The sequence below is a fragment of the Nostoc sp. genome, assembly GCF_036917635.1.
Lineage (GTDB): Bacteria > Cyanobacteriota > Cyanobacteriia > Cyanobacteriales > Nostocaceae > Nostoc.
In genome coordinates this window covers 119,284-141,018 of the sequence record NZ_JBALCW010000012.1, presented here as the reverse complement: position 1 = coordinate 141,018, position 21,735 = coordinate 119,284, and the positions used below count along the sequence as shown (strand labels likewise).

Annotated in this window: 24 protein-coding genes, 1 tRNA gene and 1 pseudogene; 9 read left to right on the top strand and 17 right to left on the bottom strand. The window is 41.1% G+C overall.

The features are described 5' to 3' along the window. Window positions 1-39 precede the first annotated feature (39 nt). The 6 genes from V7K32_RS03195 to V7K32_RS03170 all read right to left on the bottom strand — a co-directional run bounded on the left by V7K32_RS03195 (window position 40) and on the right by V7K32_RS03170 (window position 6,519). Window positions 40-207, bottom strand: a complete 168-nt coding sequence (locus V7K32_RS03195) for a hypothetical protein (RefSeq protein WP_334990272.1) — start codon at window positions 205-207, stop codon at window positions 40-42. Between the two features lie 125 nt (window positions 208-332). Further along, a complete protein-coding gene (locus V7K32_RS03190) occupies window positions 333-1,481 on the bottom strand; it encodes a glycosyltransferase family 4 protein (RefSeq protein WP_334990270.1) in 1,149 nt (382 codons plus the stop codon). Between the two features lie 353 nt (window positions 1,482-1,834). Next, on the bottom strand, window positions 1,835-3,472 hold the full coding sequence (locus V7K32_RS03185) for an MFS transporter (RefSeq protein ID WP_334990402.1): 1,638 nt from the start codon (window positions 3,470-3,472) through the stop codon (window positions 1,835-1,837). Next, a complete protein-coding gene (gene recO / locus V7K32_RS03180) occupies window positions 3,459-4,388 on the bottom strand; it encodes a DNA repair protein RecO (protein ID WP_334990268.1) in 930 nt (309 codons plus the stop codon). Before recO ends, V7K32_RS03185 begins: the two co-directional genes overlap by 14 nt. A 101-nt stretch (window positions 4,389-4,489) precedes the next feature. Next, window positions 4,490-5,170 carry a deoxyribose-phosphate aldolase gene (gene deoC, locus V7K32_RS03175; protein WP_334990266.1) on the bottom strand — a complete coding sequence of 227 codons (681 nt, stop codon included), beginning with the start codon at window positions 5,168-5,170 and terminating at the stop codon, window positions 4,490-4,492. 170 nt (window positions 5,171-5,340) lie between these two features. Next, the gene (locus tag V7K32_RS03170; RefSeq protein ID WP_334990264.1) at window positions 5,341-6,519 is read right to left on the bottom strand and encodes a DNA cytosine methyltransferase; all 1,179 of its coding nucleotides are present in this window, start codon (window positions 6,517-6,519) and stop codon (window positions 5,341-5,343) included. A gap of 289 nt (window positions 6,520-6,808) precedes the next feature. Between V7K32_RS03170 and V7K32_RS03165 the strand changes: the two genes are divergently transcribed. The 5 genes from V7K32_RS03165 to V7K32_RS03145 all read left to right on the top strand — a co-directional run bounded on the left by V7K32_RS03165 (window position 6,809) and on the right by V7K32_RS03145 (window position 11,184). Beyond that, window positions 6,809-8,080, top strand: coding sequence for a glycosyltransferase family 4 protein (locus V7K32_RS03165; RefSeq protein WP_334990262.1), 1,272 nt, complete (start codon window positions 6,809-6,811; stop codon window positions 8,078-8,080). 985 nt (window positions 8,081-9,065) lie between these two features. Further along, complete coding sequence (gene rsfS / locus V7K32_RS03160) at window positions 9,066-9,524, top strand: ribosome silencing factor (protein WP_334990260.1); 459 nt, start codon at window positions 9,066-9,068, stop codon at window positions 9,522-9,524. After that, window positions 9,521-10,021: a CGLD27 family protein gene (locus V7K32_RS03155; protein ID WP_334990258.1), complete on the top strand. Its 501-nt coding sequence runs from the start codon at window positions 9,521-9,523 to the stop codon at window positions 10,019-10,021. Before rsfS ends, V7K32_RS03155 begins: the two co-directional genes overlap by 4 nt. 86 nt (window positions 10,022-10,107) lie before the next feature. Continuing rightward, window positions 10,108-11,061, top strand: a complete 954-nt coding sequence (locus V7K32_RS03150) for an asparaginase (RefSeq protein WP_334990255.1) — start codon at window positions 10,108-10,110, stop codon at window positions 11,059-11,061. A 46-nt stretch (window positions 11,062-11,107) separates the two neighbouring features. After that, a tRNA-Met gene (locus V7K32_RS03145) sits at window positions 11,108-11,184 on the top strand. A gap of 116 nt (window positions 11,185-11,300) precedes the next feature. Here V7K32_RS03145 and V7K32_RS03140 read toward each other — a convergent pair. Then, a complete protein-coding gene (locus tag V7K32_RS03140; protein WP_334990253.1) occupies window positions 11,301-11,615 on the bottom strand; it encodes a HigA family addiction module antitoxin in 315 nt (104 codons plus the stop codon). Window positions 11,616-11,628: 13 nt separating this feature from the next. After that, window positions 11,629-11,808, bottom strand: a pseudogene (locus tag V7K32_RS03135) (type II toxin-antitoxin system RelE/ParE family toxin); the annotation flags it as partial. Between the two features lie 333 nt (window positions 11,809-12,141). On the opposite strand from V7K32_RS03135, the gene V7K32_RS03130 reads away from it, so the two are divergent. After that, window positions 12,142-13,599 carry a YcjF family protein gene (locus V7K32_RS03130; RefSeq protein ID WP_334990250.1) on the top strand — a complete coding sequence of 486 codons (1,458 nt, stop codon included), beginning with the start codon at window positions 12,142-12,144 and terminating at the stop codon, window positions 13,597-13,599. A gap of 336 nt (window positions 13,600-13,935) precedes the next feature. Here the strand turns inward: V7K32_RS03130 and V7K32_RS03125 are convergent, their stop codons facing one another. Continuing rightward, complete coding sequence (locus V7K32_RS03125) at window positions 13,936-14,985, bottom strand: anti-sigma factor antagonist (protein ID WP_334990248.1); 1,050 nt, start codon at window positions 14,983-14,985, stop codon at window positions 13,936-13,938. Window positions 14,986-15,183: 198 nt separating this feature from the next. Here V7K32_RS03125 and V7K32_RS03120 point away from each other — a divergent pair, with 198 nt between their 5' ends. Further along, entirely contained in the window at window positions 15,184-15,981 is a 798-nt protein-coding gene (locus tag V7K32_RS03120) for a 7-carboxy-7-deazaguanine synthase QueE (RefSeq protein ID WP_334990246.1), read from the top strand. 213 nt (window positions 15,982-16,194) lie between these two features. Here V7K32_RS03120 and V7K32_RS03115 read toward each other — a convergent pair whose 3' ends face one another. The 4 genes from V7K32_RS03115 to V7K32_RS03100 all read right to left on the bottom strand — a co-directional run bounded on the left by V7K32_RS03115 (window position 16,195) and on the right by V7K32_RS03100 (window position 19,020). Continuing rightward, window positions 16,195-16,839 carry a DUF3318 domain-containing protein gene (locus tag V7K32_RS03115; RefSeq protein ID WP_334990244.1) on the bottom strand — a complete coding sequence of 215 codons (645 nt, stop codon included), beginning with the start codon at window positions 16,837-16,839 and terminating at the stop codon, window positions 16,195-16,197. A 77-nt stretch (window positions 16,840-16,916) separates the two neighbouring features. Continuing rightward, window positions 16,917-17,474, bottom strand: coding sequence for a hypothetical protein (locus tag V7K32_RS03110; RefSeq protein WP_334990242.1), 558 nt, complete (start codon window positions 17,472-17,474; stop codon window positions 16,917-16,919). Between the two features lie 534 nt (window positions 17,475-18,008). Beyond that, the gene (locus V7K32_RS03105; RefSeq protein WP_334990240.1) at window positions 18,009-18,323 is read right to left on the bottom strand and encodes a hypothetical protein; all 315 of its coding nucleotides are present in this window, start codon (window positions 18,321-18,323) and stop codon (window positions 18,009-18,011) included. Then, window positions 18,274-19,020 carry a methyltransferase domain-containing protein gene (locus tag V7K32_RS03100; RefSeq protein ID WP_334990238.1) on the bottom strand — a complete coding sequence of 249 codons (747 nt, stop codon included), beginning with the start codon at window positions 19,018-19,020 and terminating at the stop codon, window positions 18,274-18,276. Before V7K32_RS03100 ends, V7K32_RS03105 begins: the two co-directional genes overlap by 50 nt. Window positions 19,021-19,171: 151 nt before the next feature. Here V7K32_RS03100 and V7K32_RS03095 point away from each other — a divergent pair, with 151 nt between their 5' ends. Next, on the top strand, window positions 19,172-20,053 hold the full coding sequence (locus V7K32_RS03095; protein WP_334990236.1) for a LysR family transcriptional regulator: 882 nt from the start codon (window positions 19,172-19,174) through the stop codon (window positions 20,051-20,053). A gap of 110 nt (window positions 20,054-20,163) precedes the next feature. Beyond that, window positions 20,164-20,496, top strand: coding sequence for a XisI protein (locus tag V7K32_RS03090; RefSeq protein ID WP_334990234.1), 333 nt, complete (start codon window positions 20,164-20,166; stop codon window positions 20,494-20,496). A gap of 88 nt (window positions 20,497-20,584) precedes the next feature. On the opposite strand, the gene V7K32_RS03085 is transcribed toward V7K32_RS03090, so the two are convergent. The 4 genes from V7K32_RS03085 to V7K32_RS03070 all read right to left on the bottom strand — a co-directional run bounded on the left by V7K32_RS03085 (window position 20,585) and on the right by V7K32_RS03070 (window position 21,727). Then, the gene (locus tag V7K32_RS03085) at window positions 20,585-20,851 is read right to left on the bottom strand and encodes a hypothetical protein (RefSeq protein WP_334990232.1); all 267 of its coding nucleotides are present in this window, start codon (window positions 20,849-20,851) and stop codon (window positions 20,585-20,587) included. Window positions 20,852-20,960: 109 nt separating this feature from the next. Further along, on the bottom strand, window positions 20,961-21,224 hold the full coding sequence (locus V7K32_RS03080) for a Txe/YoeB family addiction module toxin (protein WP_334990230.1): 264 nt from the start codon (window positions 21,222-21,224) through the stop codon (window positions 20,961-20,963). Continuing rightward, window positions 21,205-21,456, bottom strand: a complete 252-nt coding sequence (locus V7K32_RS03075; RefSeq protein ID WP_334990228.1) for a hypothetical protein — start codon at window positions 21,454-21,456, stop codon at window positions 21,205-21,207. The genes V7K32_RS03080 and V7K32_RS03075 overlap by 20 nt, the downstream gene beginning before the upstream one ends. A 118-nt stretch (window positions 21,457-21,574) precedes the next feature. Further along, entirely contained in the window at window positions 21,575-21,727 is a 153-nt protein-coding gene (locus V7K32_RS03070) for a hypothetical protein (RefSeq protein ID WP_334990226.1), read from the bottom strand. Window positions 21,728-21,735 lie beyond the last annotated feature (8 nt).

Below are 21,735 nucleotides of genomic sequence, written 5' to 3'. Positions count from 1 at the left end.
CTATCTTTTCAATAAAAATTCCTAATAATGTTCAAATTATTAAGTATTAATATTGAATACCATTGGCGATTTATGTTGTTGATTTAACCATTTTTTTCCACCTATGGGAAATCTACGCATATTACACGATGAAGTGCGGAAAGTCGGTTCTAGCTGCTCTAAGTCAGGGATATTTCTCAACTTTATCTGACTTACGTCATACTTCATTTTGTTAACTTTAGATAGCCTTGTAAAACTAGTAAGAGAATTATTAGTTAGGTATCTATATTTTACCCGATCGCACTCATTGCCATCTGAGAATTTACAGTGCGATCACACTCTATTCTCTTTCCCTACGCTCTACGACTTAGCGGTAAAGGTCGCTGTGCTAAAACTTCTTTATAAAGTTCTTCCAGCAGAGTAATATTTTTACTGAGGGTATAGCGGTCTAATACACGCTGTCTGGCTTTTTGCCCAAGTAAGCTTGTTAACTCTGGATGGTCTTGCAATACTGGCAAAAGGGTTCTTAATTGCGATCGCGCTGTTTTAGTATTAATAACTATACCTGCGCCCTTTTCCAATACTTCTCCATCTGCACCCACGTCTGTTGCTAAACAAGCCAACCCACATGACATTCCTTCTAACAAAGATAGGGACAAACCCTCTACCAATGAAGGCAAAACAAATACATCTGCGCCGCGCAAAATTTCGATCCGTCGGTCTTCATCAGCGACAAATCCCAACCAGATAATACCGTATTCTGAACCATAAAACTGCTCTAAGGAAGACTTCAAAGGCCCATCGCCAACAATTAGCAACTTAGTACCTGGATTCATTGCCGACTGCTTCCAAGCCCGGAGGAGGGCTTCGACATTTTTCTCTGGTGCTATTCGACCCTGATAGACAAACAAAGGTTCGGCTTTAAATTCTGTTTTGACTTGAGAAAGTCCTGGAGAATACTTAACGGTATCAACACCGTTGGGAATTACGGCTATATTTTCTTTCCTCACACCCATCCCTGCCAATAATTCTCGCTGGATTTGGGAAAATACAATCACGCGATCGTAGTTAACTAAAAAAGGTGCATAGAGCTGATAAGCCAAAAGTTGTGTTCCCGATATCAGCTTTGCCCCCTTGCCAGCAAAAGGTGTGTGAAAAGTGGCAATTAGGGGTAACCTCAGTTCCTCACAGATTTCTGGTAGAAAAAAGTCTAGAGGAGATAGCGTCAAGGAAGCATGGACTATATCTGGCTTGATTTTTCGCAACGACTCAGTTAAAAGTTTGGTCGCTCTAAAAGTGGGGATTGTGTAAACCTGAGACTTGTAAATAAAAGGGAGGGAAACCTCTCGAAGATTTGGCCAATTATCAGGTTCAGACTCTTCCTGGGCGAAGTGAAGAAAGCTAACTTGATGTCCCCTATCTAGCAAGGCATTTGTAATTTCTCGACTGTAGGTGACATTGCCGCAAAAGGGTGATTTTTTTCCAATCCAGGCTATACGCATTCTTTATTTAGCTGTAAGAAAAGCGGGTTTTATCTATATACTTGTGTGTCCTTCGTGATTTTTATTTTATCTAGCTATACTTGCTGGTTTTTTAGTAATTACAGATTCCCAAGACTATCTAGTTTAAAAAGCCTATTTTAAGCTAATTAAACCAGTGGATTTATGGCTTTATTTATTCTACTTATAAGTTGTTAATTTCTGATATTTAAACAACTTATTCTGACTAATGTCAGATTCATATCCCGCAAGTATGAGATAAATTTTCACTGACCACAGTTTACCATGAACAGAAAAGCTTTAAGTAAATATTAATTACTTAAAAGTAATGAAGAATAGCTCCTGTTAGCTGATAACTATTTGTGTGAGTTATACCAAGTTAATATGCCTCCTGAAAAAACGATCGCAGCTAATCCCAAAAAAACTACCTGTAATCCGACAAAGGTTTCTGCTACACCTGCTAATGCCAAAGGTAAGGAGAGAGCAATATTAATTACATTGTTTTGTAAACCAAAAACTTTACCACGCATTTCTGGAGGTGTTTCTGTTTGAATTGCTGTTTGCATGGGAATTCCTACTAGCGCGCCAAAGATACCTAATAGCGCCACTAGTAACAAGACTAGCCAAAGTTGAGTTGTAAATACTGACAAACCAATCAGGGATGCTGCCATACCCATACAACCGTACAAACTTAGTTGGGTATAGGAGAAGCGTTGACCAAATTGGCCCAGAAGTGTTGCTCCCGCAGCGATGCCAACACCACCTGCTGCTAGTAAAAAGCCGAACTGGGAGGCTTTCATGTTGGGAATGATTTCTGCCATGCGAACGGCTAGAACAGTTAATGCTGCAAAAACAGAAAACAAGATAATTAGCTGAAGCAAAGCATTGCGGACGCGATGATTTGCTTTGAGGTAGGCAAAACCATCTCGCAAATCAGAGAATACGTGAGGGAATTCTGTATCGGGGTGGTAGTGTTTTTCCTTAGTTGCTAGGAGGAATAAAATTATTCCTGCGATCGCATAACTACCACCTACTAAAAATTCTTTGCCCAAACTACCACTACCACCAATTTGCAGCCAAAGTCCATCAGCGATCGCTAACAATGGTTCCCCAACAGCAAACCCAACAATCACCGATGCCATCATCGTTGTCGTATAAAGCGAATTTGCCGAGAGTAAGTCTTGTTCTTCTACTATTAAGGGAATTGCCGCCTGTTCTGCCGGTGCAAAAAACTGCGTCAGCGTAGAAACTAAAAAAGTCACACCCAGAATGATCAAAAAACCAACTGGCAAAACTCCTATGGGTTTCCAGTCATGAGTCAACCACATCAGAAAGGGAATTGATAAAACCAGGATGCCGCGCCATATATTCGTTGCCACCAGCACAGCCTTTTTCGACCAGCGATCGACAAACACACCAGCAACTGAACCAAACAATACGGCCGGAATCGTAAAAGCCATCATCAAGACTGACACCCAACCACTAATACTTTGATTACTACCCTGAAACTGAGTATTAATCAAAGCTATCATGAGCACCAAATAAACTTTATCTGCTAGTTGCGAGAAAACTTGACCACCCCAAAGAGCCAGGAAGTTAGGGTTTTTTAATACAGGCAAAAAGCCCTGCTGTTTGATATTTCCTGAAACAGCTTCTCCACCAGAACCAGATCCATTTAATGTTGGTGGTTCTTTTTCTGGGATAGTAGCTACTGGCATCTGCCCATTGCTATTTCCTTGGACAGTGGTTAATTTGTCCTCAGATTGTGTTTCTGATTGACTTATAACATCAGTTTTTGGGATCTGGTCTGTCCAATTTTGATCGTTATTAGAAACGTCTTTTGGAGACATTTCTTGTCCATTTATTTGACTAGGTGTACACTTTGAAACAGCACTCAAGTGATTCCTGACTGTAGGATCTGATACCCTATTCTGTTTTTTAGCGAGGCTTGGTGACAAAGGCAGGATTTTTTTATCCAAATCAGACGGTTGCATCATGGTTGGCAGCAAAATAAGAGTCGATCAAGGTAGCAGAGCGAATAGGGCGACCTAATTGATACTGAGCATACTGGCGCAAAATCTGTTCAACAGATAACCAGTCACGATCTCTAGCACCATCAATTTGCATTATCTCTGGTTGTGACAGATGTTGAAGCAAAGCCAGTTCCATAGCACCCGGACGACTAGAAATCACAGGTATTTCTTGCCGATGCACAACAACTGTTTGGGAGCCAGGTTTTGCAGGTAATGGGATAATCGGGTGATTGGGTAATGGAGAAAAAGATGAATTTCTTTGTATTTCCCTCTCCCTCTCACCCTCTGTTCGCAAACGTTCCCAAGCTTCTAAAGAAACCGTTCCACCCGCAGGGATACTAAATCCTACCTGCCAGTTGGGGTCTGTAAAGTTTGGCTTGAGGAGGTGTCCAGATAGGCAGCAGACTTGCACTTGTGGCGTTACTCCTGCTAACGCTAAAAGGTGAAACACCCCATGAGCCAGATGAGCCAAAACCCCAGATGGATTTGCACTAGATAACGCCTCCAAGCGATGGAGATGTTCATTGAACAACTCATAAAGTTCTTCTTGGGGTTGTTCGCTCAAAGCTTGACACAAGACTATTTCTGCTAAATACTGACCAGCAGCCAATTTTCCTAAATCTTTAGCTAAACCAGGATAAGTTTTTAACGTCTGTGCTTGGGTAATTTTATCAAGCGATCGCCCTTTGGCAATCAATAGTTCATTCACAACAAACATACCACTCCTGCCGCCCAGGCTGGAGTTGTGCTTGCGTGCCCCTGGAGCCACTGCTCGAATCAGACCGAATTCTGGTGTCAAAATCGTCACTATTTTATCCGATTCTCCCAGCACTTGGGCTTTAAGATTAATTCCCGTTGCTTTGTAGGTTCTACTCATTAGTCGTTAGTCATTGGTCATTGGTCATTGGTTATTGGTCATTAGTCAAGGGTCATTAGCTTCGGACAAATGACAAATGACAAAGGACAAAGGACAAATGACTATTCACCCTTTCCCAGGTTATCGCGCTGGCGGATCAAATCGATACCGCGAGATGTGCCTAATCTAGTAGCACCCGCTACGATTAAGTCTAGAGCTTGATTGATAGTGTGGATACCACCCGAAGCCTTAATTCCTACTCTTTCTTTTGCAAATTCCTGCAAAAGTCGTACATCTGCCACTGTTGCACCACCATTCCAACCTGTACTAGTTTTTAAGAAGGCCGCTCCCGCCTCCATAGCTATTTCAGCAGCTATTTTTTTTTCTGCATCTGTCAACAGGTTGGTTTCCAAAATTACCTTGACAGTTTGCCCAGTCTCTTCACAAATTTCGGCAATTTCCCGGTGGACTTCTTCAGTTTTACCAGCTTTCAACCAGCCCAAGTTCATTACCACATCCAACTCAGTGGCCCCATTATCCGCCGCTTCTTGAGCCTCATACAGTTTCACTGCTGAAGTCGTCGCACCAGAAGGAAAGCCAATCACCGTACAGACTTTCGGGTTCTTGCCGTGGAGGAGTTCAACTGCTTGTTTGACATAGGCGGGAAATAGGCAAACCGCCGCAAAATTAAATCTGTATGCTTCTTCACACCACTGCTCAACCTGCTCTGGAGTAGCAGTTGGCGTTAAGAGGGAGTGATCGATAAATGGCGCAATATCAATGTTTGGATAGTCTGCTGCCATCGTGTCTTCTGCCAGTAATTGATTATTAAACTTTATAAAAAATCAAAACATTTCTTATATATATATTAAACCATATTTATGACAAGTTTATTCTGAAAAGAAGCTGCTGACTTTTGTATGATGCCAGCTTTGTAAATGTCGCAGAATTATTGTAAGTGTTTAAGTTGACATTAGACAGTAGTAAGCTTAGAAATATCAACAGCATTTTCCACACCATTTCCTAAGAAGTCAAAAATAGTTTTAGCTAACGCCTTCGATGCCAAATATGGGACGCCATTACCAATAGTCTTAAACATATTCGTGAGTGACATATTCTCTGGAAGTACAAAATTTGCAGGCAAAGATTGTATAGCTAAAGCTTCCGCTACAGATATTCGCCGGATTTTATAGGGATGCAAATGTACTTCATTATTTCCATAGCAAGCTGTCGGAGAGTAACGCCATCTGTGCAGACGCTTGAAAGACTTTTTAGAATCATCTCCTTCATCAATAACAGCAAATCGTGTCATACCTGCCCTTGGTTGAAAACAGTTCTCAGCATTGGGATGCTTCAGCACATTATTTTTTCTAAACCAGTATTCAACTGTTAATTCTTGAGGTATGCCGTCAGGACAAGGCATTATGGAATTTTCTTGGAATGGTTCGCACTTACGCCAAGGATAAGCAAAAACCTTTGTTTGAGGATATAAAATATGATTTTTCCAAGGAAAAGCCTCTTCATGTAGGAACTTTTCACTACCTATTTTTATTCCTATATCCTTGAGAAAACTATTTCGGAAACCAATGAGAATAATTCTTTCTCTATCTTGGGGTACACCATATTCGATAGCATTAATTAACCGCTCTGTTAATATATAGCCTGCTTCTAGTAATTTTTGCTTGAGCGATTCAAAAAATAAACGGTGCTTTGTCGCTTTCCACAATCCCTTAACGTTCTCAAATAAAAAGAAATCTGGAAGATTGCGGCAAATTAATTCAACGTAACAAGCGGAAAGCTTGCCATTATCTCCTAAACGTCCTCTATTTTTCCCGCCAATAGAAAAATCAGGGCAGGGAGGCCCGCCAATAAAGCCGACAATATTATTAGATTTACGGCAGTCTTGTACTAACTCCCGGAGGTGTTGTATTTGTAACCCTTCGAGAAGTTGGGTTACATCTGCTATTTCTCCATCATGATACCCGTATTCTGGCAAAGGTAGATTGAGAACCTGCCGTGAATAGCGGTATGCATTCATGAATGGGGGAAAGATTTCATTTACGTAAACAATCTTAAAATCACTGGTTTCAAAACCTAAATCTAGGAAACCTGAGCCAGCAAAAAAGGAGAAAATACAAGGGCGATCGCTCATTCAATAACTACTGCCGTGAAACAGTCTTAATTAATATCCTACAACATAGGGTTTACACTTACGTACCATTCAAAAATGAACAATTTTAAGATTGCTTAAATAGTAAAAAAATTCACAGTTCCTCTAAGTATTTAATATCAAAATTTACTCAATCTTTAAGGAAAATACCTGACATAAAAAGAGTCTGAAGTCACAATTAATAAATATAGGAGTTTTCAAACTCCAAATCATGTTTAAGACAAATATTTGTCATTAAATAAAAAACCGGGGTACTTCAGACTAAATTTTTATGCGAATTTTAATTTACTCCTACAACTACTATCCAGAGCCAATTGGCATTGCTCCACTGATGACTGAATTAGCAGAGGGACTAGTGAAGCGTGGGCATGAAGTCCGCGTAGTCACCGCTATGCCCAACTACCCTGAGCGTCAAATTTACCAGGAATATCGGGGCAAGTGGTATCTCAACGAATATAAAAATGGCGTTCAAATTCAACGCAGTTACGTTTGGATTCGTCCCCAACCCAACCTATTAGATCGGGTGTTACTAGATGCTAGTTTCGTTGTCACTAGTTTTGTGCCTGCCCTCGTCGGTTGGCGTCCAGATGTTATTCTCTCAACATCGCCATCCTTGCCAAGCTGTGTACCAGTTGCTCTTTTAGGATGGTTACGTGCTTGTCCTGTGATTTTAAATCTACAAGATATATTACCAGAAGCAGCCGTCCACGTCGGTCTACTGAAAAATAAATTGCTTATAAAGTTATTTACAGTGTTGGAAAAATTTGCTTACCACACTGCCAGTAAAATTACCGTCATCGCCGATGGGTTTGTGGACAATTTGCGATCTAAGGGCGTAGAAGCTGACAAAATTGTGCAAATTCCCAATTGGGTTGATGTCAATTTTATCCGCCCTTTGCCTAAAGAAAATAACCCTTTCCGCGCCGCACATAACCTAAATGGCAAATTTGTAGTACTTTATTCTGGCAACATTGCGCTAACCCAAGGCTTAGAAAGCGTTGTCAAAGCTGCTTCTGTGTTGCGCCATATCCCAGATATTGTTTTTGTCATCGTTGGAGAGGCAAAAGGTTTACAGCGATTGCAACAAGAATGTCTAGACTGTGGCGCAGATAATGTTTTGCTACTGCCATTTCAACCCCGCAAATCTTTGCCACAAATGTTAGCAGCTGCTGATGTTGGCTTGGTGGTGCAAAAGAAAAATGTTGTATCCTTCAATATGCCGTCAAAAATTCAAGTGCTACTTGCCAGTGGACGAGCTTTGGTTGCTTCTGTCCCCGATAATGGTACGGCAGCAAAAGCTATCAGGCAAAGTGGCGGCGGAGTTATCGTTCCTCCAGAAGATCCTCAAGCCTTAGCAATGGCAATTTTAGATTTGTACCAAAACCCCGAAAAAGTCAAAACTCTAGGTTATAAAAGTCGCCAGTATGCGGTTGAAAACTATGCTTTTGAGCAAGCTTTAAATCAATATGAGTCGTTGTGTTACTCATTGATGCCAACTCGTGAAGCAATTCATTCCACAAGAATTACGAAACAAGAAGTTTAATCTAACTAAGTAGGCGAGAATAAATCAAAGTAAGTTAAGTAATGTAAAAAATCTTGAAATGATTTCTTAGTGAGGACTTTAGTCCTCAAATAAGGACTAAAGTCCTCACTCAACGGGTTCGTTAGTAGCTCATGGGGGAAACCCCTCTGAGCGACTAACTCACTACAAACCTTTCATTATTTACGCTGCTCTACTTACAGATTACACAAAGTGCTAAACTCAAAACCCTAACCATTCTGCTCCAGTTGCTCTGGCTGTTGCAGCCTAATTTTCGTACCCTGTTTACGGTGGGCTGTACTTAGTAGGTAAATGTTGTATGAACAGTACTAACATAAATAGTGGTATTATTCTGATTATGTTCTAGACTCGTAATGACAAATAATCCCGGAGTTATTGCCAATCAGCAAGCAAATTGGGAACTGCAAAGGGCAGTTAACAATTCACGCATTCAAATATTTTAGACATTTCATACGGGGATTTAACCCCCGACTGAAAGTCGTCCTACATTACATATAGTAGATATAGGGGTCTTAAACCTTTCAACTTAAGATAAATTACGTCTAAATATTATCTTAGTCAGTCTGTCAGTATTGATTGCGATCGCCACATTATTAGCAATTTATACGAGTCAGACCATTGCCCGTCCGATTCAAGCAGCTAGAAGTAGTATACAGCCAGGTACTACAAGAGAAAGTACGCGAACGAACACGGGAGTTCAATGTAGAAAAATCTCAGCTTAAAGATGGCATTAGAGGAATTGCGCTGAACTACCCCCTGCCTGAAGGGATGGGGTAGTTCAGATGAGCCATCCGCAACTGCTGATTGCTCATGTCTAAATCTAAGCAGTCAATTATCAAACTAGCCCCATAGACACCCGTTTTTTTGTTAGTATTCAAAAAAACCTATTGACACATTTTCAGATCAATTGTTTGTGATTTGTAAGTAAATGTAAACAATTGTTTCAAAAGAAAGCACATGAGGTTTAATGACTGATTATTTCCAAGGAAATTTCCCATTACAATCTGTCCCACTGACGAAGAGTGTGGCAAAGATCCACGCGCAAACCGAAGAGGCGAGCGGAAAATTAGCTGCAACGATCGCAGAGGCTGGATCAGACCGCAAAGCAGGTGAGATTATATTGCTCAAAGTAGCAGAGGTATCTTACCTGGCTGATTACTTTGTGATGATGACTGGCTATTCTAGGGTACAAGTAAGGGCGATCGCTCAAGCAATTGAAGGAAAAGTCGAAACTGAGTTACAACGGCGTCCCATAAGGACAGAAGGAAAAGTCGAGGGAAGTTGGGTACTACAAGACTACGGTGATGTGATCGTTCACATTATGATGCCCAAGGAACGGGAGTTTTATAATTTAGAAGCGTTCTGGATTCATGCAGAGCGAATTTCCCTTCCAGAATCTGATGAGGGTGAGGGTAAGCCAACATGATTAGGTCTTCAGTTTCAAATTGCCCAGTTCCTACAGAGCAACAACCGCTTAATGAGTACCAAGAGTTAAAAAAATCCTGGCTGTTTCGTGATAGCACTTTAGATTTGCGCGAGTATATCACGAAAATAGCTTGGATTTGGGGTTTATCTTGGCTCTTAGCTGGGCCTGTGGCAGCAGCAAGTTTTCCCCCTCACAAGTATATTGCACATTTTCTCCTCTGTGGTGCGGCCGCCGCGAGTGTTGGGGTAGTGCTGGCACTGGTAAGGTTGTACTTAGGCTGGTTCTACGTGTGCGATCGCCTTTGCAGTCCTACAGTATTTTATGAAGAATCCGGTTGGTACGACGGTCAAACTTGGACAAAACCACAGGAAATCCTCAACCGCGATCGCTTAATTGTCTCATACGAAATCAAACCCATTTTGCGGCGGTTACAATTTACCTTCGCTGCCTTGGCGGGAATGTACGTTACTGGTACTATAGTTTGGCATTTGTTTTAAAGAGTCATTGGTCATTAGTCATTAGCTAAGGACTAATTACCAATGACCAATGACTAATAATTAAAAAAGGTAATAAATATAAACCCATGACAATGGGAAAACGAACTCAAGCCACAGCACTGGAAGTCCGGTTGCTGCGGGAAGGTATTATTGAATCCAGGCATATAGTCCAAGCTGTTGTATGCGACGAACGAGGACGGGTTTTAACCGTCGCCGGAAATTCTGAAACTGCTGCATTTATCCGTTCAGCGCTCAAACCATTTCAGGCACTCGCAGTCACTACTACAGGTACACTGGAACGCTATGATCTTAGCGATCGCGATTTAGCAATTATCACAAGTTCCCACAAAGGAAGAATAGATCAAGTCCGACAAGTATTTAACATTCTTTGGCGGGCTGATATTGACCCGACTGTACTCCAATGTCCAATTCCTGAAGATAAGCACAGTCCTCTGGAATACAATTGCTCTGGTAAACATGCCGGAATGTTAGCAGTTTGTCAGCAACGCCATTGGCCCTTGAATAACTACTTGGATCGCAAGCACCCAATACAGCAGTTGATTTTGGGCAAAGTAGCAGAATTGCTGCGAATGCCAGCAGCAGAATTTATTAGCGCTCATGATGACTGTGGCGCACCGACTTATCTGATGCAACTCGGTCACATGGCATCTTTATATGCACTGTTAGCCTCTAGTACGAACTTGGATATGGAGCGCATTGTCCGGGCGATGACTCATCACCCCGCTATGGTAGCAGGAGATGGAGAATTTGATACCGAACTCATGCGCTTAACTCCAGGAGAACTGGTCAGCAAAACTGGTGCAGAAGGAGTGCAATGCATTGGTAGACTCGGTGAAGGCTTGGGATTGGCAATCAAAGTCATGGATGGGGCAAAACGAGCAAAATACGCCGTGGCTATTCACTTACTCCAGCAAATGGGTTGGATTAGTCCCAGCGCCGCCGAAAGCCTTTCAGAAAAGTTTGTCACCTTGGGAAAATACAAGCGTTTAGAAGTAATTGGAGAATTATCATTTTTGTAGTTGCCAAACTCTTGACTATAGGTTATGATAAAAAAGTCAAGAGCGACGCGGGATAGAGCAGCCTGGTAGCTCGTCGGGCTCATAACCCGAAGGTCAGTGGTTCAAATCCACTTCCCGCCACCAAATAAATTATAAAACAAAACCCTGTTTTCTTAAAAGATTCCAGGGTTTTGTTTTATGCCGATTGCCATCACTTTAATTGCTTTCATTCGTTCTCCAAATGCTGACACTACCCTACCTCAAACTTTTGCTTCAGAACTTTTAAATTGTGCAATAGTTTTTAATTCCGATTCTTCTTCCTTTAGAACATGGTAGAGTTCCCAGTTCTGTTGGAGATTTAACCAGAACTCTGAACTATTCCCAAAAAATTTTGCTAACCGTACTGCTGTACTAGGCGTGATACCCCGCTTTTTATTTACAATCTCATTAATTCGCTGATAAGGAACGTAAATTGCATCTGCAAGTTCTCGTTGTGATATTTCCATTGACTCTAAAAAATCTTTGAGTAATATTTCGCCGGGATGCGAGGGGGGTCTATGCTTTGGAACTCTCATCTGTTACTAAATCCTAATGGTAGTCTACTATTTCAACTTCTGATGCTCCTTCGGGTGTCCATTTAAAGCAAATCCGGTATTGGTCATTAATCCGAATGCTATGCTGACCCTTGCGTTCGCCTTTTAAAGCTTCTAACCTATTACCTGGAGGAACTTTCATATCATCCAAAGAAAACGCTGCATTGAGTTGATCTAATTTTCTCTGTGCAACTTACCAACAATTTATCGGACACTTTTTTCGGGCTTCCTTTGAGTCATTATCATCAAAAATATCTTCAGTTGCTTTGTCCTTAAACGATACTATCATAACTAGCATGATGACACGGTTATCATGCTATCAAAAAAATAAACGATAAATTTTAATTATGTTGAATTAAGTTAACCTACTTATTATCGTGAGGTTTTTAAATTAATTTTACAGGCATCTGTAGGTAAAGAAAGTTGTGTTTGATCGCCTGTTCAATTCCCAGAAGCAGGATTTTAATCTATTCTGGAAGAAATAGCCATCGAAAAGGCGCAAAGAATCATGGTTGTGAAATTGCAGCGACCAATTTTAGTGGGAGGGTTGGGACTCTCCTTATCTCTGTGGATGTTAGAGAGTTGGCACGATTCTATAGTACAGGTGGGTGAGTTTGGTTTGTTGAGTGCCTTAGCTGTAGGCGGTGGTTTGTGGTTATTCCAAAAAAATCGCCCGAAAGACAGTTTAGAGCAGCTAGATAGTATGGTAGTTGATCGGGCGACTGGAGAAAGTGCGATCGCTAAAACTGAAACTGTAATTAACCAACTGGCACAAGAAGCAGAAAACCACACAGCATTAGAGACACTCAGAGAACAAGTTGCCCAATTGTTGTTGGAGTTAGACAGACAAGATATTAAAGTTGCTGTGACTGGCGGTAAATCCGTGGGTAAAAGCACTTTAATTAAAGTGCTAAAGGAAAATGTCGAGACACCAAACTTGGTGTCTTTAGAAGAAACAGCACCTTTATTTAGAGAAGCGGTTGACAATTCAGATGCAGCTGTTTTAGGCGAAGTGGCAAAATCTGATTTTGTTCTGTTCTTAACAAACGGTGATTTGACAGACTCAGAATTTCAAGCCTTACAGCAGCTAAAAGCAGCAAATCAGCCCACAATCCTGGTTTTCAATAAACAAGACCAGTATTTAGCCGATGAAAGCGCCAGCATCTTGCTGTCATTGAAACAGCGAATGCTCTTAAATGTAATTGCAACAGCCGCCTCTCCCATCCCCATCAAAGTCAGAAAGCATGAGGCTGATGGTTCTGTAGAAGAGTGGATGGAACAACCAGCACCAAATATCCAGCAGTTGAGGGGGCAATTGGGTGAAGTTTTGGCACAGCAGGGACAACGGCTAGTTTGGTTAACAACCATCAGAAAAGCCGGGTTGTTGAAAGCTGAGGCGAAAAACTGGCTAAATGCAACTAGACGCGATCGCGCTACCCCAATTATTGAACAATATCAATGGATAGCTGCTGCTGCTGCCTTTGCTAATCCAGTCCCAGCGCTTGATATCCTAGCAACTGCGGCAATTAATGCTCAGATGGTAATGGATTTGGGTAATATCTATCAGCAGAAATTTTCCCTAGAACAGGCGCAAATTGTAGCTGGAACAATGGGAAGTTTGATGCTGAAACTAGGTTTAGTTGAACTTTCTACGAATGCTATTAGTACTGTTCTGAAAAGTAATGTTGTTACCTTTGTTGCTGGTGGCGTAGTGCAGGGAGTAAGTGCAGCTTATCTGACCAGAGTAGCAGGGTTAAGTCTAGTTGAGTATTTCCAACAGCAGGAAATAGCGATAGATTCTGGGACTGGTTTAAATTTGGAGAATTTGCGGCAAACTTTGCAAAAGGTATTTGGGCAAAATCAGCAGATTGGTTTTTTGCAGGGATTTGTTAAGCAAAGCGTGAAGCGTTTGTTGCCAGAAGCGCAGCAGGTTGAAGTAGCTGGTGTTCAAGAGGCAGTAGGATAATCTTATACAGAGGATTACCAAATTTTAGATTTTAGATTTTGGATTTTGGATTGAATGATTCAAAATCCAAAATTTAAACTTTTTTTCAAAGCCAATTTTTTAAAAGAACCGCATTCGCGCAGCGTCTCGTTAGAGAAGAACGCAATAGAAATAAAGAAATAAAGAAATACTTAACTGAACTGTATTGCAATCTAAAATTTAAAATCTAAAATTGGCTGACAGTTGTCTACTGCTGTAGGTCAACCTAAAATACACCCAAGCCTAATTTAGGCTTGGGTGTATCTAACAATTATTGTGATTGGGAGTTTCCAAAAAATTGTGAATAAGGATAATTAGCTAAACAGCACCACTGTTTCTGTTAAACAGAATAGCTATAGTTTTGAAAATTAGCTTTAAATCGTACATTAAACTCCAATTTTTTTGATACTGCAAATCTAGGCGAATTACATCTTCAAAACTACGAACTGTAGAACGCCCATTTACTTGCCATTCGCCAGTCATACCGGGTTTAACATCTAAACGTTGCCACTCCGGTACTTCATAACGTTCCACTTCATCGGGTGTGGGTGGTCGAGTGCCTACTAAACTCATCTCGCCTTTGAGGACGTTCCAAAATTGGGGTAATTCATCAAGACTAGTTCGCCGTAAAAAGCGCCCTACCTTGGTAATTCTGGGGTCATTCTCATTCTTGAAAAAAGCACCTTGCACTTGATTTTTAACTTGAGATTTTTTCGCTTCCGCATCCACACACATAGAGCGGAATTTCCAAATTTTAAACTGTTTTCCCATCCAACCACAACGAATTTGAATAAAGAAAATGGGACCGGGATCATTAATTTGAATAGCGATCGCAATCGGAATAAATAAAAATCCTGTAATTAATAAACCGATCGCAGACCCTACAATATCTAACAACCGTTTCATCCAAGATGCCATAGAAGGGTGAGTAGTGGGTAACTGCTCTACTTTCCGGGAAGTTGTCTTTCGATTATCTACTAAGTCTTCCTGCTTGATTAGCGGCGCATCATCTACAAGTTCTAAGGGAAAAACCTGATCCAATCCCGTGAGTTTTAGGACTGCCATTATTTGAGGTGTTACATTCCGCAGTGTTAATGTAATCCCTTGAGTCTGGGCGTATTTGAAATTACTAACCAGGGCACCTAAACCACTACTATCCATAAAAGTAGTTTGGTGAAAGTCAATAATGATTTGCTTAGGATGTGAATTTGGCTGGATTAAGCTTTGGCAGGTTTGCTTAAAGCCTAAGGCCTCCAGCACACTCAACCGCTTAGGCATCTGGACTATAGCCATGTCATTTAGGGAATTAACTGGAAAATCGACCTCTGTCGGTTGGCTAGTCATGAAGCTCTGCACTTTCGTTGCCATGTATAATGTAATCTGCCAAACATTACTTTGTCCTACAAAATTACTTAACCTAATATTGGAATCAGTAGTAATAAGGACTAATTGCGATTTACCGGGGCTGAGATTGGAGATCGCTAGCGACGATTCACAATAGAACAAGAAGCCAAAAAAGATCCTTGTTGTTGTGCCGACGCAGCGCGATCGCGTTGCTCTCATTAAATGATTGCTAAAAATACGGTTACACCTACCGCACGCCTGATTGAAATCTTTTCTGCCATTCAAGGGGAAGGACTAAATGTAGGGACACGTCAGATATTTATTCGTTTTGCTTTGTGTGATTTGCGCTGTCAATTTTGTGATAGTGCCCACACTTGGAATGCACCTGCTAGTTGTCGGATAGAGCGATCGCCTGGATTGCGCGACTTTGAAATCCACTCTAACCCTGTCTCTCTAACCATACTAACTGAATGGGTGGAACGACAAAATGTACCTTCTCTACACGATAGCATTAGCTTAACTGGAGGCGAACCACTTCTTCATGCCCCATTTTTAACCCAGTTTCTACCCGAAGTACGAGCCATAACTGGTCTACCTATATACTTAGAAACTGGCGGACATCGCCCAGAACAACTGGCAATGATTCTCCCTTACTTAGACTCTGTAGGTATGGATTTAAAATTGCCCAGTGTTAGCGGCGAAAGTCATTGGCAAGAACATGCTAAATTTCTCCAATTATGTCATGACTCATATTTAAATGTTTTTGTCAAGATAATTGTGTCTCAAAACACAGATCCAGCGGAGTTGGAACGTTCAGCTTTGTTGGTGGCAGAAGTTAGTCCAGATATCTCAGTATTTTTACAACCTGTTACGCCTTTAGCAGTATCTGAACAATTCTCACCTTTAGCTGTGCTTGCCCCTACGGCCGAGCAAGTTTTGACGTGGCAAGCTTTGATGAAGGGCTTTCTCAAGCATGTGCGTGTGATCCCTCAGACGCATAAAATGCTGAACCAACTGTAAAAATTTCTGTAAAATTTGAGTTTGATAAAGATGTAGTCAAGAAAAAAGCAAGATTCTATGAAATCGTGATTGGGCTGCTGTTTGCCTGATTAGCGGCAGCAGCCCCTCAGTAGCCATTCCCCCTCAGAGGCAGAGTCAAGAGTGAGGAACGAGGAGTTTTAAGTTTCGATTTCACTCCAAACTCCTAACTCCTAACTCCTAACTCCTAACTAATTACAACCCATCTTCATCTGGAGTTTTGGATTTAGCTTTTGCCTTATTAGCACTGCGCTTGAGGGCAGAGAGTCTTGCTTCGTATTTCGACCGTTGGCGCTTACTAGGAGTATTGTCAATCAGGGTTTTTAAGGCGCTACCAAGACTCTTGTAGGCATTGGGGAGGCTATAACCAAAACGAGTTGCCAAAGCGATCGCTTTCTCATCAGCATTGAGCAATTCTTTTAGTTGCTTTTCGCCACTATTCTTTTGATACAGTCGCCAGCCTGACACGCCACACAGCGACAAAGCTAACACCAGAAGCAATCCATCTTGTACCCACAATTCGCCTACAGCACCACCTAAACCGATGGCTAGTGCTGCCATTTCCCAACCATCTTTAGGAATCGTGTCATTTTGAACGCGAGCAACTTCATGCCAGAACAGCAGATTACGCTGATCCATTGCGAGGGAATCCCATTTCACCAAGTCAATTTGAATTTCTACCTGGTCTTTACCAATTTCTTCGCAACGAACCAGGGGTGGATTGACCTCAGTTGTGCCTTCAACCGTAACCCAGCTCTGTAATTCTGGCGGTAATAAGCCTTTCAACCGCCGTAGTTCACTCATTTCCGCTTTAGCAGAGGAGGTTGCATAGGATGTCATAATATCCAGCCCCAGAAAATTTCAGTATATAGTGAGGGTATCACTTTGGAGTATAGCGATTTAAGTGATGATCCGTCTCACTCGCCCTTAAAACTTCCTCGCTTTTTTCGCGCTTCCATTGCCTTTTCGAGTAAATCTAGCAATCCTGGGGCTTCTTCTTGGATACTGAGTAAGAGTCTTTCACCAAGTTCTATATTCCCCGGATCAAAACCTGTTGCCATCACTTCTTTCAGGCGAGGTATTGCTATGCCATCCACAATCTGAATTAACCCACTCAGACAACGGTGAAATTGTTTTTCTGTGAGAATCGAGTCTTCTAAAGGAAACTCAATAATGGCACGGATTTCGCCATCGGATGGGTCATACTCCCATTGCAACATTTTGGTTTCCCAGGAAATGGCAAGCATTGTCTGTAGGATAACTCCCTTGTGAGGATGGTCTTGAATTCCTGCCAAGACTTGAGGGGCAAATACCCGGAAAAATTTTCCCTCTTCATCCAACTGGACAACTATTAGAAAATCTTCTAGGTTATCAGCCTCCACGCCTGTTATAATCCGGTCTTCTTCATCATCAAAACGGTAGTCCCAACCAAGGTTGTCTAAATAGTTGGCAATCTGTTTGAGGTTAGCTCCCATAAAAGCCTCATAAGGAACGTGGAGCAGTTGTTACCAGACCTAGTTTAACCTGCTAGGGGTAGTTGTTTAGGTTGGGGTGGCTACTTCTGATTACATAGAAGTATGCAATTAGGGTATTGGGAATGGGGCATTGGGCATTGAAGATAAGAAAAATAGATGATCGTTCGGCGCTGTGAATGATATTTTATGAAGGACTCTTGTTCATTATTAAAGAAGCAAAAATCACTATTTTTCAAATATTAGCCAGTGAAGGATATAGTACTAACTCGCTAAATTTTTAATATTTTCTTCTAGGTTGAATGGATGTATTACTAAATCAAGTATGGTGGCAGTATTTTAAATCAAAATTGAAAGCTAAAGCCAAGTTTAGATAATTTATACATAGCATCTAATGCTTTTTAAAATACAAGTAAAAGCTTAAATTACCGTTTTTAAAAGCGAATAAATATAGCACAGAGGCTGGTAAAGTTTTATATTATAAGCAAGAAATTGTTTTCACTGAATGATTGTAGTGAGCAATATATTTTTGATTATCTAGTAAGTTATGAAGTTCATGCGTAACTCAGTTTTAATTCTAGCGATCGCAAAAACTAGAGGTGCGATCGCTGCTTGTGGTGGAGAGTAAGGACAAACAGCAAGTATACCCAGCACTCCACGCAGTACTCCAGCAGCACCAGCAACTAGAAATCGTTGGGATAGTATTTTTAATGGATAGTGGTTCCGTCGTCGAGTCAGCAACCCAAAAGAAGAAATAACACGCAAGTTTTGCCACAAATTCTCTAGAAAATCTTGGATTAATCTAACGTTTCCATCCCACAACTTCACACCAAGCTTGAGCAAAAAATCCATCTGGGTGCTGACTCCATTCTTGTAAAGCACGACTCATTGCTGTAAGCGATCGCTCATCAGTCCAACCTTTCTCTACAGTTCCATCCACCTTTGCAGAAGCCTCAATTAGCAGCGCCAAATATTCTGTAGCTTCACTCAACGGCTCATAACATTGATAAGAAGCCGAAGCTTTGATATTAGTAAAGCCACTTTCGCGTACCAAACCGCGTAACTCTCTACCTACATAAGGATTACCACAATTCTGCTGCTGGAGCCACTTGTAATAAGAAAATGCTTTTTCCAGTTCTGGTGTAGACGGTGCAATTAGAAACCCGCCCCAGTCAGGACTACGAAGCCCAACAATTCCCCCTGGTTTCAAAACTCGCCACAGTTCGCGCAACGCCTGCGCCGGTTCTTGGAGATGTTCAAACAGTGCATGGGAGAAGATTGCATCAAATGAGTTATCTGGGAAGGGTAGAGCATATATATTTCCCTCCAGAAAATTAGCATTACTGACACCTTGGGTGAAAGCACTTTCAGCAGCTATGCGAATTTGAGAGGCTTCTCGATCAATACCAGTAAGCGTACCTGGTGCGATCGCTTTTGCTAAACCCAAAGCGATCGAACCAGGGCCACAACCACAATCTAGTAAATTCATCCCTAGACGTAAATAAGGCTTGAAAAACGCAGCATGAGTATCTATGCTGCGACTTGCCATAAAATTCATTGCATTGCTCGAATAGCCTGGAGTATACCTTTCCGGCATAGCTTTGACTCCCTAAGATATCTGTATGAGTATCATAGGTAGATAATTTTGAGATGTCCAATATATATTTATAAATAATTAAGACTTATAAAATATCAAAAAAATGGAATTGCGACATCTGCGCTACTTTATTGCTGTCGCTGAAGAACTGCACTTCAGTAGAGCCGCCGAACGATTGCACATTGCTCAACCCCCCTTAAGTCAGCAAATTCAGCAATTAGAGGCGCAATTGGGGGTAGAACTGTTTCAGCGTAAAACTAAGCGACAGGTGCAACTAACGGAAGCTGGACAAGTATTTTTGCAAGAAGCTTATCAACTTTTAGCTCAATTGCAAAAGGCAATTGAGCTAACCCAAAAAACAGGAAGAGGTGAAAAGGGACTACTGCGAATTGGCTTTACCAGTTTGGTAACTTACGATTTGCTTCCTGTAATTTTGCGACGGTTTCGAGAACAGTTTCCAGAAGTAGAGTTGATTTTGAACGAATTAACCACAACTCAACAAGAGCAAGCGCTACAAGAACGTCGTATCCATGTAGGCTTTGCCCATCCACCGTTAGAAGATAATACACTAAATCAAGAGTGCATTCAGCGAGAAGCTCTAATTGTGGCGATGTTAGAAACTCATCCCTTAGCTGAACAAGGAAATATTTCAGTGCGATCGCTAGTAAACGAAAACTTTATCATGTTCCCTCGCCATTTAGGCCCCGGACTTTACGACCAAATCGTGAGTCTTTGCCAGCAAGGAAATTTCAGCCCAAAAGTGACTCAAGAAGCGATTCAGATGCAGACAATTATCGGATTGGTTTCAGCTGGAATGGGGATTGCGATCGCGCCGTCTTCATTACAAAATCTTCAGAGGACTGGTGTAGTCTATCGTGCTGTAGAGGAGAAAACACCATTAGTAGAAACGGCTGTAGTGTGGCGGGAGGAAGATATGAAACCTGTACTAAGGGAATTTCTGCAAGTTGTCAGGAATATCTGTTGAGAAATGACGACCCTCTTTGAATTTTTTATACTTCCATTTATCCAATCTGTAATTAAAACTAATCAAGTCTGTTTACTAATTTATAATATTGAACAGGAGGCACTCGCAGAATGGCAAAGCTAGACGAATATCGACAATATATTAAGAATTTGCTTCAACAACACGCCAGTATAGTTTGGGATAATCGTATTCAAGCACAGACAATTTTTGATACAGAACACGATCATTATCAATTAGTTTATGTAGGTTGGCGCGATCAAGACCGCATATATGGGCCTGTTCTCCATTTAGATATTATTAACGAGAAAATCTGGATTCAGCAAGATGGCACGGAGGTAGGAATTGCTAATGAATTGGTTGAATTAGGTATCCCGAAAGAGGATATTGTTTTAGGTTTTCAGTTACCCTCTGTGCGTAAATATACAGATTTTGCTGTTAGTTAGTTGAATTTATTAAAAATTGCGATCGCTCTCTCATCTGCGGTTCGTTCAATCCTCTGTTCTACAGAAATATAAAAGCAGGCCATTATTATTAATTGAGGGCTGGTTTCAAGCCACGTTCAACAGCCACTTTTAAGGCTCTTGCTTTACTTATTAAGCCACGTCGGTAGACTTGCATTAGTTCATCTAGTTGAGGAACTTCTGCATCATTAAGCTGTCCCTCTCGGTAACGCGCTAGCAAGTCACTGAAAACCTCTTGCTGCTGAGTTTCCATCTGCATATCGCACAGACCTAAAACCTTCTCATTTGGTAATGACTCGATAGCTAGTTCAGTGATAGCGCGGTCAATTTCAGGCATTTTCTACAAGTTTACCTTTTACTTATGATTGTATCTGCGATCGCTCTGCATCTTCTGGTTAAAAAGTGCGATCGCCTTAACTAAAAAAATATCCCCACCTGAATAAACTTTATTGCTCATAATGATATTTGCAAGTCAAAATAATCAACAAATCTTCTTCCACTTTGTAAACTAATCTATGTTCATCTGTAATCCGCCTTGACCAGTAACCTTGTAATTCATATTTTAATGGTTCTGGCTTCCCTATCCCTGAAAAAGGATCTCTTTGTATATCTCTAATCAGTTCTAATATTTTTTTAAAGATTTTTTTGTCTTCTGTTGCCCACTGACCTAATTGTTCAAAAGCTTCTGGTTCAAAGGCAACTTTTTTCATATTCATCTAAATCAATATAAACTAAGTCTCCTGCTTCTACGTTTTCTAAAGCTGTGAGTAGATGTTTTTTGTTAGTTTCTGATTTCAGAAGATAGGTAGTTTCATCTTCTTCGTTTGGTGTTTCAATTAGCACAATAACTTCTACAACAGTTCCTTCTGGTAATTCAGTTGTGGACAATTCTATCTTGCCATCTTTTCCGACAATAGCCTTTTGCTTAATTCCACTAAGCATAATTTTTATTTACTCGCATCTTTATTACCATATTCTAACTGTATCTGACTGAGATCAGATTTGAGCGATCGCTCTCTCATCTGCGATTTATTAATTGAGAAAGGGTTTCAAGCCGCGTTCAACGCTTGTATGTGCGATCGCTCTGCATCTTCTGGTTAAAAATAGCGACGCCGAATAGCCCGTGGTAGACATCGCTATTAGACAGAATAGAACTCACATTAGTATTAGCCGAATTGTTAGACAACACATCAATGTGGGAATACTTAGTCAAGTGTAGAT

What these genes read in the sequence shown, in the direction of transcription:
- V7K32_RS03195 (WP_334990272.1), bottom strand. Translation starts at nt 207, where the DNA reads ATGAAGTATGACGTAAGTCAGATAAAGTTGAGAAATATCCCTGACTTA.
- V7K32_RS03190 (WP_334990270.1), bottom strand. Translation starts at nt 1,481, where the DNA reads ATGCGTATAGCCTGGATTGGAAAAAAATCACCCTTTTGCGGCAATGTC.
- V7K32_RS03185 (WP_334990402.1), bottom strand. Translation starts at nt 3,472, where the DNA reads ATGCAACCGTCTGATTTGGATAAAAAAATCCTGCCTTTGTCACCAAGC.
- recO (WP_334990268.1), bottom strand. Translation starts at nt 4,388, where the DNA reads ATGAGTAGAACCTACAAAGCAACGGGAATTAATCTTAAAGCCCAAGTG.
- deoC (WP_334990266.1), bottom strand. Translation starts at nt 5,170, where the DNA reads ATGGCAGCAGACTATCCAAACATTGATATTGCGCCATTTATCGATCAC.
- V7K32_RS03170 (WP_334990264.1), bottom strand. Translation starts at nt 6,519, where the DNA reads ATGAGCGATCGCCCTTGTATTTTCTCCTTTTTTGCTGGCTCAGGTTTC.
- V7K32_RS03165 (WP_334990262.1), top strand. Translation starts at nt 6,809, where the DNA reads ATGCGAATTTTAATTTACTCCTACAACTACTATCCAGAGCCAATTGGC.
- rsfS (WP_334990260.1), top strand. Translation starts at nt 9,066, where the DNA reads ATGACTGATTATTTCCAAGGAAATTTCCCATTACAATCTGTCCCACTG.
- V7K32_RS03155 (WP_334990258.1), top strand. Translation starts at nt 9,521, where the DNA reads ATGATTAGGTCTTCAGTTTCAAATTGCCCAGTTCCTACAGAGCAACAA.
- V7K32_RS03150 (WP_334990255.1), top strand. Translation starts at nt 10,108, where the DNA reads ATGACAATGGGAAAACGAACTCAAGCCACAGCACTGGAAGTCCGGTTG.
- V7K32_RS03140 (WP_334990253.1), bottom strand. Translation starts at nt 11,615, where the DNA reads ATGAGAGTTCCAAAGCATAGACCCCCCTCGCATCCCGGCGAAATATTA.
- V7K32_RS03130 (WP_334990250.1), top strand. Translation starts at nt 12,142, where the DNA reads ATGGTTGTGAAATTGCAGCGACCAATTTTAGTGGGAGGGTTGGGACTC.
- V7K32_RS03125 (WP_334990248.1), bottom strand. Translation starts at nt 14,985, where the DNA reads ATGGCAACGAAAGTGCAGAGCTTCATGACTAGCCAACCGACAGAGGTC.
- V7K32_RS03120 (WP_334990246.1), top strand. Translation starts at nt 15,184, where the DNA reads ATGATTGCTAAAAATACGGTTACACCTACCGCACGCCTGATTGAAATC.
- V7K32_RS03115 (WP_334990244.1), bottom strand. Translation starts at nt 16,839, where the DNA reads ATGACATCCTATGCAACCTCCTCTGCTAAAGCGGAAATGAGTGAACTA.
- V7K32_RS03110 (WP_334990242.1), bottom strand. Translation starts at nt 17,474, where the DNA reads ATGGGAGCTAACCTCAAACAGATTGCCAACTATTTAGACAACCTTGGT.
- V7K32_RS03105 (WP_334990240.1), bottom strand. Translation starts at nt 18,323, where the DNA reads ATGGATTTTTTGCTCAAGCTTGGTGTGAAGTTGTGGGATGGAAACGTT.
- V7K32_RS03100 (WP_334990238.1), bottom strand. Translation starts at nt 19,020, where the DNA reads ATGGCAAGTCGCAGCATAGATACTCATGCTGCGTTTTTCAAGCCTTAT.
- V7K32_RS03095 (WP_334990236.1), top strand. Translation starts at nt 19,172, where the DNA reads ATGGAATTGCGACATCTGCGCTACTTTATTGCTGTCGCTGAAGAACTG.
- V7K32_RS03090 (WP_334990234.1), top strand. Translation starts at nt 20,164, where the DNA reads ATGGCAAAGCTAGACGAATATCGACAATATATTAAGAATTTGCTTCAA.
- V7K32_RS03085 (WP_334990232.1), bottom strand. Translation starts at nt 20,851, where the DNA reads ATGCCTGAAATTGACCGCGCTATCACTGAACTAGCTATCGAGTCATTA.
- V7K32_RS03080 (WP_334990230.1), bottom strand. Translation starts at nt 21,224, where the DNA reads ATGAAAAAAGTTGCCTTTGAACCAGAAGCTTTTGAACAATTAGGTCAG.
- V7K32_RS03075 (WP_334990228.1), bottom strand. Translation starts at nt 21,456, where the DNA reads ATGCTTAGTGGAATTAAGCAAAAGGCTATTGTCGGAAAAGATGGCAAG.